General features: G+C 49.0%; 14 protein-coding genes. 3 read left to right on the forward strand and 11 right to left on the reverse strand.

The window, feature by feature from the left end:
* Positions 1 to 249 (forward strand): integrase core domain-containing protein (locus tag BLR50_RS10635; protein WP_143008099.1); only part of this gene is annotated, 249 nt, incomplete at its 5' end.
* Positions 250 to 382: 133 nt separating this feature from the next.
* Here BLR50_RS10635 and BLR50_RS10640 read toward each other — a convergent pair.
* The 11 genes from BLR50_RS10640 to BLR50_RS10695 form a co-directional block, all read right to left on the reverse strand.
* Positions 383 to 1,873, reverse strand: a complete 1,491-nt coding sequence (locus BLR50_RS10640; RefSeq protein WP_092641859.1) for a UxaA family hydrolase — start codon at positions 1,871 to 1,873, stop codon at positions 383 to 385.
* A gap of 14 nt (positions 1,874 to 1,887) precedes the next feature.
* Entirely contained in the window at positions 1,888 to 3,342 is a 1,455-nt protein-coding gene (locus BLR50_RS10645) for a tagaturonate reductase (protein ID WP_092641862.1), read from the reverse strand.
* Between the two features lie 13 nt (positions 3,343 to 3,355).
* The gene (uxaC, locus tag BLR50_RS10650) at positions 3,356 to 4,756 is read right to left on the reverse strand and encodes a glucuronate isomerase (protein ID WP_092641865.1); all 1,401 of its coding nucleotides are present in this window, start codon (positions 4,754 to 4,756) and stop codon (positions 3,356 to 3,358) included.
* Between the two features lie 82 nt (positions 4,757 to 4,838).
* Complete coding sequence (gene eda, locus BLR50_RS14820; RefSeq protein WP_341465419.1) at positions 4,839 to 6,527, reverse strand: bifunctional 4-hydroxy-2-oxoglutarate aldolase/2-dehydro-3-deoxy-phosphogluconate aldolase; 1,689 nt, start codon at positions 6,525 to 6,527, stop codon at positions 4,839 to 4,841.
* A 75-nt stretch (positions 6,528 to 6,602) separates the two neighbouring features.
* Positions 6,603 to 7,004: a cupin domain-containing protein gene (locus BLR50_RS10665; RefSeq protein ID WP_092641869.1), complete on the reverse strand. Its 402-nt coding sequence runs from the start codon at positions 7,002 to 7,004 to the stop codon at positions 6,603 to 6,605.
* 92 nt (positions 7,005 to 7,096) lie between these two features.
* Positions 7,097 to 8,026: a transketolase family protein gene (locus tag BLR50_RS10670; protein WP_092641872.1), complete on the reverse strand. Its 930-nt coding sequence runs from the start codon at positions 8,024 to 8,026 to the stop codon at positions 7,097 to 7,099.
* Complete coding sequence (locus tag BLR50_RS10675; protein WP_092641875.1) at positions 8,019 to 8,837, reverse strand: transketolase; 819 nt, start codon at positions 8,835 to 8,837, stop codon at positions 8,019 to 8,021. Before BLR50_RS10675 ends, BLR50_RS10670 begins: the two co-directional genes overlap by 8 nt.
* Before the next feature lie 112 nt (positions 8,838 to 8,949).
* A complete protein-coding gene (locus tag BLR50_RS10680; protein WP_092641878.1) occupies positions 8,950 to 9,783 on the reverse strand; it encodes a carbohydrate ABC transporter permease in 834 nt (277 codons plus the stop codon).
* A gap of 4 nt (positions 9,784 to 9,787) precedes the next feature.
* Complete coding sequence (locus BLR50_RS10685; RefSeq protein WP_092641881.1) at positions 9,788 to 10,669, reverse strand: carbohydrate ABC transporter permease; 882 nt, start codon at positions 10,667 to 10,669, stop codon at positions 9,788 to 9,790.
* A 434-nt stretch (positions 10,670 to 11,103) separates the two neighbouring features.
* Positions 11,104 to 12,408 carry an ABC transporter substrate-binding protein gene (locus BLR50_RS10690; RefSeq protein WP_092641884.1) on the reverse strand — a complete coding sequence of 435 codons (1,305 nt, stop codon included), beginning with the start codon at positions 12,406 to 12,408 and terminating at the stop codon, positions 11,104 to 11,106.
* A gap of 1 nt (position 12,409) precedes the next feature.
* Positions 12,410 to 13,102 (reverse strand): FadR/GntR family transcriptional regulator, encoded by a 693-nt coding sequence (locus BLR50_RS10695; protein ID WP_092641887.1) that lies wholly within the window; start codon positions 13,100 to 13,102, stop codon positions 12,410 to 12,412.
* A 463-nt stretch (positions 13,103 to 13,565) separates the two neighbouring features.
* Here BLR50_RS10695 and BLR50_RS10700 point away from each other — a divergent pair, with 463 nt between their 5' ends.
* The gene (locus tag BLR50_RS10700; RefSeq protein ID WP_162840408.1) at positions 13,566 to 14,135 is read left to right on the forward strand and encodes a LemA family protein; all 570 of its coding nucleotides are present in this window, start codon (positions 13,566 to 13,568) and stop codon (positions 14,133 to 14,135) included.
* 1 nt (position 14,136) lies between these two features.
* Entirely contained in the window at positions 14,137 to 15,084 is a 948-nt protein-coding gene (locus BLR50_RS10705; protein ID WP_092641893.1) for a M48 family metalloprotease, read from the forward strand.
* Positions 15,085 to 15,134: the final 50 nt, after the last annotated feature.

A 15,134-nucleotide genomic window follows, 5' to 3' on the forward strand; every position in this document is an offset into this window, starting at 1 on the left:
AACAAACTCGAAAAAGCTGGTATGACGCAAAGCATGTCCCGTGTGGCACATTGCATCGACAACGGTCCTATGGAAGGATTCTGGGGCATTTTGAAACGCGAACGCTATTACGGTCGGAGATTCACCAGCAAGCAGAAACTTATTCAGATGATTGAGAGTTACATCAGCTATTACAACACCCGGCGTGTGCAACGCAACTTGGGTGTTCTGACACCGTTAGAGAAATTTAATCTCTACTTCGCTGCATAAAAAGCGACCAGTGGTTTTGTTCACCACTGGTCGGGAAAATTTTATGTTTTTTCGCTGTCCTCTTGACGGGATGCAGTTCATTGGCCGGTGGATGCTTATTGTGATTATATTGTTCTAAACCGAATACTATCCTTTAAAGTGTCACACCGGTTTTCCAGATTGCCAGATCTCTGAATCCGTTTGTTTCGTTGTGGGCTTGTTTGCCGCTTGCCGTTTCTAAAACCAAGCTGCTCAGGCCCTCTAAAAGGGTATTCATCTCTTTTCCTTCAATCAGGCTGCCTGCGTTAAAGTCTATCCAGTTTGACTTTGCCTCATAAAGCGGTGTGTTGGTGGAAATCTTCAGCGTTGGCACAACGGTTCCGAAGGGCGTACCTCTACCCGTGGAAAACAGGACGAGCTGACAACCCGCGGCGGCAAGCGCCGAGGAGGCAACAAGGTCGTTGCCCGGCGCGCTTAACAGGTTTAAGCCGTTTTGTGAAAGCCGGTCACCATATTTCAGCACATCCGTTACAACCGCGTTCCCGGACTTTTGGGTGCAGCCGAGCGCCTTCTCTTCGAGCGTGGTAATACCACCCTCCTTGTTGCCTGGCGACGGATTCTCATAAACGGGCTGACCGTTACTGATAAAATACTGTTTAAAGTTGTTGATAAGATGAACCGTTTTATCGAATACCGCCTCATCCTTAGCGCGTTCCATCAGTATCGTTTCGGCGCCGAACATCTCGGGAACCTCGGTTAATACAGCTGTGCCGCCCTGAGCGGTGATAAAATCGGTAAACCGGCCGATCAACGGGTTGGCGGTAATACCCGAAAGCCCGTCGGAGCCGCCGCACTTTAAGCCCACGCGCAAAGCGGAAAGAGGGAGCTCCTCCCGCTTATCCTGTTTCATCTGCTCGTTCAGCTCGGCAAGCAGCTGCGCTCCGGCAGCGATCTCGTCTCCGGCATCCTGTGCCCTTAAAAAGCGTACGCGGGTTTGGTCATAATCACCCAGTAATTCCTTGAATTCAGGCAGGGTGTTGTTTTCGCAGCCGAGGCTTAACACCAAAACGCCACCCGCATTGGGGTGCTTGACTAAATCGGCAAGTACCTTTCGGGTGTTGGAAAGGTCGTCACCCAGCTGTGAACAGCCGTAATCGTGCTTTAAAACATTGATATTATCCGCATAGACCTCTCCGGTCTGCTCGCGAAAGCGCTTAGCAATATGCTCTCCGATTCCGTTAATGCAGCCGACGGTAGGAATAATCCACAGCTCGTTGCGAATACCCGCTTCACCGCTAGAACGCTTGTATCCCATAAAGGTAAACTTTTTGCCGATAGCCGGAGCGAGATCCAGCTTTTGTGAATAGGTGTAATGGTTTGATGCGGTATCCAAATTTGTTTTGATGTTATGGGAATGAACAACGCTGCCGCAGGGGATATCTTGCGTTGCGTGGCCGATAGGAAAGCCGTATTTTATAACATCCTCTCCCCTTTTAATCTCGGTGAGAGAAAACTTATGCCCGCGGCGCAGTTCCTGCGCTAATATGATACTTCTGTCCCCTATGTCAACCTTTGTTCCTTTAGAAAGATCGGTAAGTGCAACAGCTACATTGTCTTTGGGGTTGATTTTAATCGCAATGCTCAAATAATCCACCTCTTTTACTGTACCAAACTGACTGCCTTGTGGATACCGTCCTTCTCTATTGCAGCAAGGTAATTTGTAACCGCATCGGTCAGGCCGCTTACCTTATTTAAATCCTGCTTCCAAACGTGCTTGAAAGCCAATACTTCGGTTACAAGGCTGTGCAGACTCTCTGCCGAGCCATCAGCCTTAGCCCAAAGCTTAGCCATGAGCTCAAGCACCTCCGGTTCGTCATTAAGTGCGATTGCCTCGCTGCCACGCTTGCCTTTGTAGAATTCCAGCAGCGCCGCAAGCGAGAATACAAGCCTCTTGGGCAGGGTGTTATTGCGTTTGAGGTATTCGAGCAGTGACGGTAGAACGCGTGTTTCATACTTGGAAAACGAGTTTAAGGCAATGCTCATTAGATAGTGATTTACAAAAGGGTTCTCAAAACGCTCCAGCACCGCCTGTGCAAACTCCTCAAGCTCAGACTTGGGCAGATCAAGCGTAGGGATAATCTCTTCGTAGATTGCGCTGCGGATAAAGCTGCCCGCAACAGAATCGGTTACCGATTTGCCCACCGTATCCAGCCCCAGCAGATAGGCAACCGGAACAAGGGTGGTATGCGCACCGTTTAAGATGCGCACCTTGCGTGTGCGGTAGGGTGTCATATCGTTAACCAGCTTGATATTCAGGCCGGCCTTTTCAAAGGGCAGCTCGTTTTTAATCCATAGCGGCCCCTCGATTACCCACAGATAGAACTGCTCGCAAACATCTACTACCTTATCCTCATACCCCAGCTCTTCGGTAATGCTGTCGATCGTATCCTTGGGGTAGCCGGTTACAATGCGGTCTACAAGGCTGCAGCAGAAGGTATTGGCTTCCTCCAGCCAAGAAACAAACGCATCGCCAAGGTTCCAAAGCTTTGCGTACTGCAAAACAATCTCTTTGAGTTTTTCACCGTTGCGGTCAATCAACTCACAGGGGATAATGATAAAGCCCTTGGCTTTGTCGCCGCTGAAAGCCTGAAAGCGCTTGTATAAAAACGCGGTTAGCTTGGCGGGGTAGCTGTTGGCGGGGCGGTCTTCCAGTTTATCATTTTCATCAAAGGCAATACCGGCCTCGGTGGTGTTGGAAACAATGAATCGAAGCTCCTCCTCCTTGGCAAGCCCCATAAACGCGTCATAATCCGCATAGGGGTTTAAGGCTGCGCCGATGCTGTTGATAACACAGTGTTCACGCACCGCCTTACCGTCCTTAATGCCCTGCAAAAAGAGGGTGAACAGCCTGTCCTGCTCGTTGAGCGCAGGTATCACCATGCCCTGCGGCAGGGGCTGCAGCACCGCCGCGCTGCCGTTGAAATTGGCCTCGCGGTTCATTTTATCTATCTGCCAGTTTACAAAGGCGCGCAGAAAGTTGCCTTCTCCGAATTGGAGAACCTTGATCGGGTATTGCTTGTATTCGGGGTATATCTCTTTACTTAACCTGACCATAGCGTTCCCTCCGTTAAAACATCTTAAAGTATCTGCGTGCGTTGTTAAAGCAGATATCCTCAACCATACGCCCCAGCAGGGCAGTGTTCTGCGTGATTTCGCCGTTTTCGGCCCATCTGCCGAGCAGATTGCACAGCACGCGCCTGAAATATTCATGCCTTGGATAGGAGATAAAGCTGCGTGAATCGGTTAGCATGCCTACAAACAGCGAAAGCAGGCTGTTGTTGGCGCAAACGGTGAGCTGACGCTCAATGCCCGAGATATGGTCGTTAAACCACCAAGCCGCGCCAAGCTGAACCTTGCCGGCAACACCGCCGTTAAAGGCGCTGCCGATGGTAGCCATTACCTCGTAATCATTCGGGTTCAGGCTGTAAAGCATCACCTTAGGCAGCTCGTCGGTGCTGTTGAGGGTATCCAGCATCTTATACAGCGGTTGGGCAAAATCGTTGGTGCCAATGGCATCGTAGCCTGTATCGGGCCCCATCTTGCCAAACATCTTGCTGTTGACATTGCGGACAGAATTCATATGGTACTGCATCACCCAGCCGCGGCGGGCATACTCTCTGCCGAAGAACAGCATCAGCCAGGTTTTATACTTGGCGGCTTCGCCTGCGTCAAGAGAATCGCCGTTGAGTGCCTTGGTTAGGATAGCGGGAATCTCATCCTCACTAAACTCTTTATATACAATAGGGTCGAGCGCATGGTCGGAAAGCCTGCAGTCTGCATCATGGAAGTAATCGATACGTGACCGCAGCGCATTCAGCAGGTCGGCGGGCTTCTTTATTTTGGTACCGCACACCGCCTCCAGCTTTTCAATCCAACCCGTAAACCCGGGCTTATCTACATTCACAAACACATCGGGGCGGAAGGCCGGAAATACCTTTACCGAAAAGCTGCCGTCAGCCTTGAGTTTTTTATGTGCCTCCAGCGAGTCAACGGGGTTGTCGGTGGTGCACAGGGCGCTTACACCCGAACGCTCGACAATCTTACGCACGGTAAACTGCCCGCTGCGAATAACCTCGTTGCAGGCATTCCAAATCTCTTCTGCGGTATCGGGGCTTAGCTCCTTCTCCACGCCGAAGTATCTCTTCAGTTCCAGATGGCTCCAGAGATACATGGGGCTGCCTACACAATAGGGCATGGTTTCCGCCCATTTTTGAAAGCGTTCTCTGTCGGAGGCGTCTCCGGTAATATACCGCTCGTCTACGCCGAAGGTACGCATGGCTCTCCACTTATAGTGGTCGCCGTAAAGCCAAAGCTGGGTAATATTTTCGTAGGTTTTATTCTCAGCAATCTCATTGGGATTGATATGGCAGTGGTAATCGAATATAGGCATCTTTTCGGCGTACTGATGATAAAGCAGCACCGCAGTTTTGTTGTTCAGCATGAAATCATCATTTAAAAACTGAGCCATAGTTAGACATCCCTTTCCTGCTAGTATTGTGTGAATGAGTTCAGCTTTGGTAGACAGAACCCCTGTAAAATCATTATTTCGTTTATCGGTTCATTTCGCTCACATCGCCGTTTTCGCGCTGTGCAATAAGTATGTTAACGTCGTCTATGCTGATGAGGGGCAGATCGCCGTTTATGGTGCATTTCAGCACTGTCATTGCATTGCCGAAGGATACAATATCCTGTGGCTTTCCCTTTTCAAGCAACCCATAAAGCGCGCCTGCAACATAGGCGTCGCCGCTGCCGATACGGTCGATAACAGAGATATGTTCATAGGCAGCTTCGGTATAAAAGCTGTCGGTTGCCGCAACATAAATCTTGCTGCTCCAGCTGTGCTCGGCAGGGCTGATGACCCGGCGGGCGGTGGTAGCTACAAGCTGTGTACCGTATTGGGTATGGTAGCTGCGCATAATCTCCTCCAGCGTTCCGGTTTTGCCCAGCATCCGGCGGGAGGTTTCTTCTGAAACAAACAGGATATCAATGAGCGGCAGAACACCGGTAATTACCTCTCGAGCGGTGGCCTCATCCCACAACGCGGCACGGTAGTTTACATCCAGACTGATGAGCGCGCCACCCTGCTTAAAACGTCTGATTGCCTCTATCGCGGTATTGCGTACACCATCGAGCGCAAGCGTGATTCCGCTGGTGTGGAATACTCTCGTCTGAGAATACACCGTTTCAGGGATGTCACTGAGCGTCAGACTGCTTATCGAGCTGTTTGCTCTGTCGTATACCACCTTCGGTTTTTTGGGAGAAACTCCGCTTTCAAAAAAGTAAAGGCCAAGTCGAGCCGATTTACTGTTATCGAAAGATAAAAGCTTATCGCTCACGCCTGCACTTTTCAGCGCATAAAGTGCCATCCTGCCGATATCGTTGTAGGGCAGACGTGTTATCAGGGCCGAATTCAATCCAAGCTGGGCAGCACCGGCGGCAATATTCAGCTCTGAGCCGCCTACATCGCACCGAAAGCTGCCGCACTCGCTGATACGTTTTGAATCGGGTGCCGACAGGCGAAGCAATACCTCGCCCATGGTGACGATGTCGTAGGGCTTCTTCTGCTGATTAAACAACGGTACAGAGAAAGCTGCCTGCGCCTGCTGCGGCTGCCCGTTAATCAGCCTGATTGTTTGCTTACACAGCTCGGTAATCTTATCCCATCTTCTGCCCTGGATATCCTCATCCTTTACCATGAAGCTGCCGCCGCATGCGATAATCTTTGGGAAGGAGAGATAGCTTTTGAGGTTCTCCAGCCCGATACCACCCGTCGGCATCCAGGTAATCTGGCCAAACGGAGCGGAAAGTGCCTTGATTTTTGCAAGGCCCCCGGACTGTTCGGCGGGGAAGAATTTGAGTGTGGTAAGCCCGAGTTCTATTGCACATTCCACCTCACCTGCCGTTGTGCACCCGGGGATGATGGTGTAGCCCTTGTTGATGCAGTGGCGCACGGTGTTTGGGTTAAACCCCGGTGAAACAATGAACTTTGCACCCGCGGCAACAGCGGCATCCGCCTGTGCGGGCGTAAGCACCGTACCGGCGCCCACGAGCATCTGGGGGTAAACGGCTGTAATCGCGGCAATCGCTTCGGCGGCACAGGCGGTACGGAAGGTGATTTCCGCCGCCGGAATCCCCCCCTCGATTAGGGCAGTCGCCAGTGCAACCGCGTCTTCTGCCCTTTCCAGCTTTACAACGGGAATAATCTTTATCGCCGACAGCGCTTTAAACAAGGTATCCATGCGTATGAACAGTCCTTTCGGTGCTTGCATTTCAAAACGTATTACCAGGTGGTATGCTTAAATGATATGGTATTATTATTTAGACGCAAGTTCTTTCACCTTGGCAATCTGCTCCGGCGAAAGAGAGAGAATATCGCTGTTCTGCATACCGGTGGAGGAATCCTCAACCAGAATGAGCTTGGTATCCTTTTGGGTTACAGTATTATGCCACAGGGTAGCAGGGATGTTGTATACCTTCATGGGCTCCATTTCAACTGCTTCAATATTCAGCCCACCGTTTACCTCGTTGGCGAAGATGAGTGTACACTTACCCGCAAGAAGGACAAAAAGCTCGTCGGTTTGGTTGTGGCGCTCCACGCAGTCGATGTTTGAAACATCGTTGGCGGGCTTCCAGTTCTTAATGCCAACCATCCACTTTTCGTTTTCAAAAACGCGGATTAAGCCCTCGCCGTCGTAAGAATATTGTTCTATCTTCATACTGATTCCATTCCTTTCATTGTTTAGCAGCATATGTTGCTCAAACTTATAAAATCTTTAAAAGTTCTGAAGTACAAAGCCTAAGGGGTGCTTTACAGCAACCCCTTGCACTTTTCTGCGATATTTTCTGCGGTAAGCCCGTAAGCCTTAAACAGCTCTGCGGGTTTGCCGGATTTACCGAACTTATCCTTAATACCAACACGTGCAAACTTCGCGCTGGAGTTACCGGCCAGTACCTCTGCCACAGCAGAGCCAAGACCGCCGATGATGGAATGTTCCTCGGCAGTTACGATAGCACCGCACTGCTCAGCCATTTTAAGCACACAATCCGCGTCGAAGGGCTTGATGGTGTGGAAGTTTACTACCGCCGCTTTAATGCCTTCGGCAGCCAGCATATCGGCAGCCTTCAGCGCTTCGGGAATCATCAGGCCGGTTGCAAGGATGGCGACATCCTTCCCCTCACGCATGATATTCGCCTTGCCGGGGATAAACGGGGTATCGGGGGTGGTGATGGTGTCACAAACCGGACGTGCCACGCGGATATAAACCGGCCCGTTGATTTCGGCTGCCGCAAAAACAGCCTTCTTGGTCTCCAGCGGGTCGCAGGGTACAAAGATGGTCATGCCGGGAAGAACGCGCATAAGCGCCAAATCCTCGATGGACTGGTGACTTCCGCCGTCTTCACCAACACACAGGCCGGAGTGAGAAAGGCCGAACTTCACGTTGGCGTTTACATAGCTGATGGAGTTGCGGATCTGCTCAAAAGCACGGCCCGCACCAAAAAGCGCGAAGGTGCTTGCAAAAGGAATCAGGCCGGAATGTGCAAAGCCAGCCGCTGCACACATCATGTTTGCTTCCGCGATACCCATATTGAAGAAACGCTCGGGGTATTTCTCCTGAAACATGCCCGTCATGGTGGCGTGCGCAAGGTCTGCGTCCATCACAACAACGTTTTTATTCTTTTCGCCAAGCTCTACCAGAGCTTCGCCGTAAGCTACCCTTAAAGATTTACTCTCACTCATTTACTGTTACCCCCAATTCCTTCATTGCCATAATATACTCATCCCTGTTAGGCGCTTTGCCATGCCAACCATAGTTGTTATCCATGAACGAAACGCCCTTGCCCTTATGGGTTTCGCAGCAGATGAATTTCGGCTTTCCCGAAACGGGAGTATTCAAAGCGGCAACAATCTCGTCGATATTGTGCCCGTCAACCTTAAAGCATTCAAAGCCGAAGGCCTTGTATTTTGCCATAATATCACCAAGGCTCATAACCTGATCGTTTGAACCGTCAATCTGCAGGCCGTTGTGGTCGAGCATAACGGTGAAGTTATCAAGCTTGTAGTGTGCTGCAGCCATGGAAGCCTCCCAAACAAGGCCCTCCTGCAGCTCACCGTCGCCTACTATCGCGTATATCTTATAGTCCGCTTTTTTATACTTTGCTGCCATTGCAAGGCCCAGTGCGATGGAAATACCCTGGCCGAGCGAGCCGGTGTTGATATCCACACCCGGGGTTTTGGTCATATCGGGGTGGCCCTGCAGGTGGCTGTCAATCTGGCGCAGGTTCCACAGGTCTTCATGGGGGAAGTACCCTTTATCGGCCAGGACGGCATAAAGCGCCGGACAGGCATGCCCCTTGCTTAAAACGATGCGGTCACGATTTTCCATAGAGGGATTGGCAGGGTCTACCTTTGCTACCTTGTAGTAAAGTGACATCAGGATTTCCACGCAGGAGAGCGAGCCGCCCGGATGGCCGGACTGCGAAAGGTAAAGCATCTTTATGATATCAGCCCTGAGCTGCTTTGCCTTTGAGTTTAACATTTCAGTATCCATTGAAATCTCCTTTTCCATGCATTGATTTTTATGATGATACCTATCACGAACAGAAATTAGAATAGCGTTTAAGCAAGATGTCTGTTCTTAATATTTCTTATCGGAATCAGTATTATCCCTTTACTGCACCGGCAGTAAGGCCTTCAACCAGTCTTTTTTGCGCAAAGAAGAACATGATGCAAACAGGAATGATGGTAATAATGCCTCCCGCCGTTAGCAGATCCCATTGTACGCCCAGCTGCCCTATGAGGTTTTTGAGCGCTACCGGTATCGTACGGTTCTTTTCGTTGGTGAACATTACGGCGAAGGTGTATTCGTTCCATGAGGTCATGAAGATATACACGCCGGTTGCAATTAAGCACGGAACCAGTATGGGCAGTATAATCATCATGAATGCCTGCGCACGGTTGCAACCGTCAACCATTCCGGCCTCCTCCAGCGACATGGGCAGGTCGTTCATATAGCCGTTTAATAGCCAGATAGAAAACGGGATGGTGAAGGTGGTGTAGGATAAAACCAGCGCCATAGGCGTATAAAGAATGCCAAGCTGCCGCATGATTGCATACAACGGAATAAGCAGCAGCACCGTCGGGAACATATTATTGGTTAAGAACATGACCATGAACGCTTTTCTGCCCCTGAAGCGGTAGCGTGAAAACGCGTAAGCCGCAAGCGCAGATACCGTTAACGAGATCACCGTGGTAATTGCCGCAACAAGAAAGCTGTTGGACATGGGTTTTAAGAAGTTAAAGCCCACGAAAAGATTCTTATAGGATTCAAACGTGAAGTTTTTGGGCCAATAGGTTACCACTTCGCCATACAGCTCGCTCTGTGGCTTAACAGAGGTGACAAATGTCCAGTAAAACGGAAAAAGCAAAAATGCAAGTAAAAGAAGCAGCAGAAGAGCAGGAATGATTGCCGAAAACTTTTTTCTGGATTGTTCCATTACCTTACTCCTCCTGTTTCTTAAATAGATTCTTTAAATACGGAACTGCGACCGTTAACAGCAGCAGCGTCATCAGCACCGACATCGTGGAGCTGTAGCCCAAATTGAGGGAGTTGCCCTTGTTAAAGATGTAAACGCTTAAGGTTTGCGTGGCGTAATAGGGGCCGCCCTCAGTCATGTTGTAGATAACGTCAACGGAGTTTGCAACCCAGATAATACGCAGAAGAGTTGTAATAAAGATGGTGTTGCTGAGGGATGGAATTGTAATGTTGAACAGCTTCTGAACACCGCTTGCGCCGTCAATATCGGCCGCCTCGTAAAGCTCGCCGGGTATTCCCTGAAGCCCGGCCAATATCATTAAGGCAAAGAAAGGGATACCCTGCCAGATAATCGTAACGATAACCGCAGGCAGTGAGGTAGACTCCTGCGCCAGAAACGGTATCTTCTCCTGGATTACACCAAGTCGGAGCAGAACATCATTCAGTACACCGTAGTTGCCGTCGAAAATCCAGCGCCACATTAAACCGATTAAAACACCCGGGGTTACCCACGGAATTAGGCTTACGGAGCGGGCAAGGCCGCGACCGTAGAACTGCCTGTTTAACAGTAATGCCAGTGCAAAACCGAACAGAAATTGAAAGCCTACACCAACAATTACCCAGATAAACGTTTTTGCCAACGACGACCAAAAAAGTCCGTCCTGAAATACGGAAATATAGTTTTCTAAGCCAATGAAGCCAATATCTTTTGGCCGCCTCAAATCATAGTTTTGAAAACTCATCAAAATAGCATTGACGGCTGGAATAAACACCACAGCCAAAACAATAATAAGTGCGGGCAAGATGAGCAGATACGGCCATATTTTGAATTTATTATCGCGCAGCATCGCTGTTCCTCCCTTTAGCTAGTCTGGGGCTCTTTTGAAAACCTAAAGTAAAGAATCAGGTTTTCAAAAGCCCCCAGTGTATATTCACCTTCGTGTTCTATGTTTTAAAAAGTTGCTTACTTTACAACAGGCAATTACCATCCGCTTTACCGAAGGAATTGCCCGTCTGGTTTTTATTCTACTTAAATTAATAAACCGGAAAGAAGCAGTCTTTAATAAGAACATGATAAAAATCTTGCTGGTTTGAATGCTAAAACTTCTACTATCGTTGTGTGAGGATAAGACTGCTTCTTTCCGGTGCGGGGAAGCTACATTTCGGTATACTCACGTTACCTTAAAAGAATTCGTGTATGCTTAATGGCAAATTTGAGTTCGAAGATATTGAGCCGGTTATTGCAGCAACGCTGCTGCAATAACCAACACAAAGTGAAACGTTATTTCTTGCCGTAGAGTGAGGTTTGAAGGGTTTCCATCGCTTTTTCAGGGGTAATCTTACCGGTTAACGCGCCGGCAACGGTGTTGGGCCATACATTGCTGATCCACTCGGTGGTGGTATCAAGAATCGGGTAGATACCCGCGTTAGGAGCAGCTTCAATAGAAACCTTCATGAAACGGTTGTCCTGGAAGGCGGGGAGTTCCTTAACGGTTTTGCTTACAGGTACGTTACCTGTTACGGTACACCAGGTTTCCTGGCCCTTGCCGGTAGCAAGGTAGGATATCCACTCGAATGCGGCATCCTTGTTCTTGCAGGCTTCGAACATAACGTTCTCGGTATCGCCCATAGAGGTCCACTGGGATTTGCCTGCCGGGAACGGGAATGCTGCGACATCATCGCCAAAGGTTTCAATCATGCCAGCAGAAGAACCAATGTGGTGAATGGTCATAGCGGTTTTACCAGACTTGAAGTTGGCGATAATCTCGTTGAAACCGTCAGTGGGAGCTGTTGGGGGAACATAGCCCTTCTTATACAGGTCAACAAAGTCCTTCATACCCTGAATGGCTTCGGGCGTATTGAAGTTTTCGAAGTTGCCGCCACGAGCCCAGATAAAGCTGCCCCAAGGCTCCTGACCGCCCTTAGCGCCTCTCATGCCAAAGCCGTAAACATCGGTTTTGCCGTCGCCGTTGGTATCGCGGGTAAGCTTTTTGCATGCCTCGAGGAACTGGTCGTAGGTAGTGGGAACCTCAACGCCGGCATCCTTAAACATCGACGGTCTGTAATAAACATACAGCACCTGAGTATTCCAAGGCATAACAAAGATACTGTCGGAGCCGCCTGCCTGCTTCATGGTATTGTACAGACTCTGCTCGATAAGATCTTTATCCTTCCAGTTTGCGATATAGCTATCTAAGTTCGCAAGCAGGTTATTCGCTACAAACAGGGGGGTAGCGGTGAGCTTCCAGGAAGCGGTATCCGGCCCGCCGCCGCCCTGAACAGCTGTAAACAGGTTCTCACTGTACTTACCGCCGTCCCAAGGATATTCCTGTGCAACTACCGTAATATTCTTGCCGTTTGTCTCGTTAAAATCCTTTACCATTGCCTGCATGGTTTCGGAGTATTTGGGGTTGTCCGCCCAATACCAGTGCGTGATGGTAACGGGTTCGGATGGTTTGGAGGCTTCTGAAACACTTGGTGCTGATGCATTTGAAGAAGACGAGGATACATCTGAGGGTTTTCCGCAGGCTGCAAATGTTGTAAGTAATAATGTCAAAGCAAGTAACAGTCCAACGATTTTTTTCATTTTACAATCCTCCGTTAATTTTTGAGTCTTCAAGTGTTTGACGCAGGTGCTTTTCAGTTTCCAGTTTAGCTTGTTCGGCCCCTCCCTTCTTAATAGCTTCATATATATTGTTATGACTGATAATAGCACGTTGAAAGCTGCCTTCTACATTTACGGTTTCCAGGTAACCTTCGCGAATAGATTCGCAGATAATAGGCAGAATACGATGTAAAACGTCGTTTTGGGTGCACTCTGCCACAGCGGTATGAAACTCAACATCATATTGTGTGTAATCTATGTTCTGTTTATTCGCTTCCTGCATCTTCTCAATGATCATCCTGAGCTTTTGCAGGTTTTCGGGTTTTGCCCGCTGTGCCGCAAGATAAGCAATCTGCGGCTCTATCATCATTCTGGTTTCCATCAGGCTCTTGAGCAGATTCTTTTGATTGGCAAAATTCAAGCCCAGCGGGTCTTTTACCATACCGGGATTAGCGGTAATAAAGGTTCCCTTGCCACGACGTATCTCAACGATATTCTCGGCGGTTAAAAGCTTAATTGCTTCACGAACTGTGGAGCGGGCTATTCCGAACATTGCAACCAATTCTGCTTCGCTAGGGAACTGATCGCCGGGTTTCATATCCTTCGCGGCAATCATCTCTCTTAATCTTTCGGCTGCCACTACCGATAGCTCCCGTGAAGATATAATCTTTTTCATCTTCTGAGTCATCCCCCCAAGACAATCCAACACATCTGATATCAGACGTCAGACGTCCGATATCGTTTTGTTTAATATAGCATAATGGCGACAGAATGTCAATTATTTTTTGTATGATTTTTTCGAACATTGCCAAGATATTCACGTCTTCTCTCCTCGTACTTTGGTTGTGGATATACTCAAGTCTCTATGAGTAACCTATGTTGAAGTGTCGCCGGTGCCGATTTTCAATACGGCAAACCGCATCATGCCGCTGATTAAGGAATGGCAGTCCCGTCCGCTGCAGAAAAATACGCCGCAGATTCTTCTTTGCTAACAAAAACTTGTTCTTTTCTTTTGTATTAACTGCATTGCACTCGAGGTTATTTATAGATTATTTATAATGATTGTGGTACAATCTATATAAGCAGACTGAATAGAATTCAAGCATATGCTTTAAACACTGAAAGGAATGAGCACATTTATGAACGGAACGATATTTTTAATTATCGGTCTTGTGATTGTCGCAATTCTTGTTATCTGGGCAATCTCGGCCTACAACTCGATGGTGCGCAAGAAGAACTACATCCGCGAGGCATGGTCGGGCATTGACAACCAGCTCAAGCGCAAGGCCAACATTATCCCCAACCTGGTAGATACTATCCGCATGCAGACTAAATTTGAAAGCGACATTATCGATAAGATTGCCGCCTCCCGTGCGGGGATGCTCTCGAAGGATCGCGCCGAGGCTATCAGCGCGAGCGACACTGTTACAAGGATGCTGCCCTCGATTATGGCACTTTCTGAGAATTACCCTCAGCTTGGCACCAACCAAAGCTATCTGAAGCTGATGGAAGACGTCAAGGACGTGGAGGATAAGGTAGCCTATGCCCGTACCCGCTACAACATGTGCGTAATCGACTTCAACAACACCATCACCGTTTTCCCAGGCAGCATTATTGCCGGGATGTTCCGGTTTGCTCCCGAAAAGGTATTTGAGATAGAAGAAAAGGAAAGGAACTACGCCGATAATCTGCGTATCAGCGAGCTATAAAATGGAGCAGAACTTATATCCTTCAAAACCGCTTTTTGTACACGAGCAGGTGCGTATTAACAAGGTTAAGACGGTTCTGCTGATTCTCTGCTTTGGCGCGCTGATACTCGGCATCTGCTACCTGATTGGCTATATCTACAACAATGTAGTGATGGGGTTTGTCATCGGTGCGGCATACTGCGCCTTTATTATCCCGATACAAATTTTCTCGTCGAAAAGTATGCTGATTTCGTCGGTGCACGGGCGTGCGGTGGATGAGAGCAACCCAAATGAACGCCGTGTAAGGCGTCTGGTGGAAGGGCTTTCAATCTCGGCAGGGCTAAAGGAACCGCCTAAGGTATTTATTATTCCCACCCGAACACCCAATGCCTTTGCGGGCGGGCTCAAGCCCGAAGACAGCTACATCGGCGTCACCGAAGGGCTGCTCGAGCTGATGGACGACAGTGAGCTGGAAGGGGTGCTCGGGCATGAGATGTCGCATATTGTACAGCGTGATGTGCTTATCTCCACAATTGCGATTGCTTTAATGAGTATTACCGTGTTTCTGGCCGGCATCTTCTACCGTACCTCGTTCTATGGTGGTCGCCGACGCAGCAGGGATAATGACGACAACGGCAGCAACGCAGCCATATTGATGCTGATTGGCCTGATTGTTTACCTTTTGGCAAACCTTCTTTCAAATCTCATCAACCTTGCCATCTCGCGCAAGCGTGAATATGCTGCAGACGCTTCTGCTGTACGCCTATGCAGTAATTCCGAAGGTCTGGCACGCGCGCTGGAGAAGATTGCGGGCGTAAGCGGGCGGTATAACGCCGAGACGGTAAGCTCTCTCGGGGGCGACCAGATGCTCTGCCTGTATATCTACAACCCCAAAAAGAAGCTGCTTTCGTTGTTTTCTACCCATCCGCCTATTGAGGAGCGCATCGCGCGCATTAGAAATATGTATTAAAGCTATAAACACCGGCCTTTGGAGCACCAGTAGCCGGTGTTTTTGTTGTA

This window comes from Acetanaerobacterium elongatum (assembly GCF_900103835.1).
GTDB classification, from domain to species: Bacteria; Bacillota; Clostridia; order Oscillospirales; family Ruminococcaceae; genus Acetanaerobacterium; species Acetanaerobacterium elongatum.

What these genes read in the sequence shown, in the direction of transcription:
- BLR50_RS10645 (WP_092641862.1), bottom strand. Translation starts at nt 3,342, where the DNA reads ATGGTCAGGTTAAGTAAAGAGATATACCCCGAATACAAGCAATACCCG.
- uxaC (WP_092641865.1), bottom strand. Translation starts at nt 4,756, where the DNA reads ATGGCTCAGTTTTTAAATGATGATTTCATGCTGAACAACAAAACTGCG.
- eda (WP_341465419.1), bottom strand. Translation starts at nt 6,527, where the DNA reads ATGGATACCTTGTTTAAAGCGCTGTCGGCGATAAAGATTATTCCCGTT.
- BLR50_RS10665 (WP_092641869.1), bottom strand. Translation starts at nt 7,004, where the DNA reads ATGAAGATAGAACAATATTCTTACGACGGCGAGGGCTTAATCCGCGTT.
- BLR50_RS10670 (WP_092641872.1), bottom strand. Translation starts at nt 8,026, where the DNA reads ATGAGTGAGAGTAAATCTTTAAGGGTAGCTTACGGCGAAGCTCTGGTA.
- BLR50_RS10675 (WP_092641875.1), bottom strand. Translation starts at nt 8,837, where the DNA reads ATGGATACTGAAATGTTAAACTCAAAGGCAAAGCAGCTCAGGGCTGAT.
- BLR50_RS10680 (WP_092641878.1), bottom strand. Translation starts at nt 9,783, where the DNA reads ATGGAACAATCCAGAAAAAAGTTTTCGGCAATCATTCCTGCTCTTCTG.
- BLR50_RS10685 (WP_092641881.1), bottom strand. Translation starts at nt 10,669, where the DNA reads ATGCTGCGCGATAATAAATTCAAAATATGGCCGTATCTGCTCATCTTG.
- BLR50_RS10690 (WP_092641884.1), bottom strand. Translation starts at nt 12,408, where the DNA reads ATGAAAAAAATCGTTGGACTGTTACTTGCTTTGACATTATTACTTACA.
- BLR50_RS10695 (WP_092641887.1), bottom strand. Translation starts at nt 13,102, where the DNA reads ATGAAAAAGATTATATCTTCACGGGAGCTATCGGTAGTGGCAGCCGAA.
- BLR50_RS10700 (WP_162840408.1), top strand. Translation starts at nt 13,566, where the DNA reads ATGAACGGAACGATATTTTTAATTATCGGTCTTGTGATTGTCGCAATT.
- BLR50_RS10705 (WP_092641893.1), top strand. Translation starts at nt 14,137, where the DNA reads ATGGAGCAGAACTTATATCCTTCAAAACCGCTTTTTGTACACGAGCAG.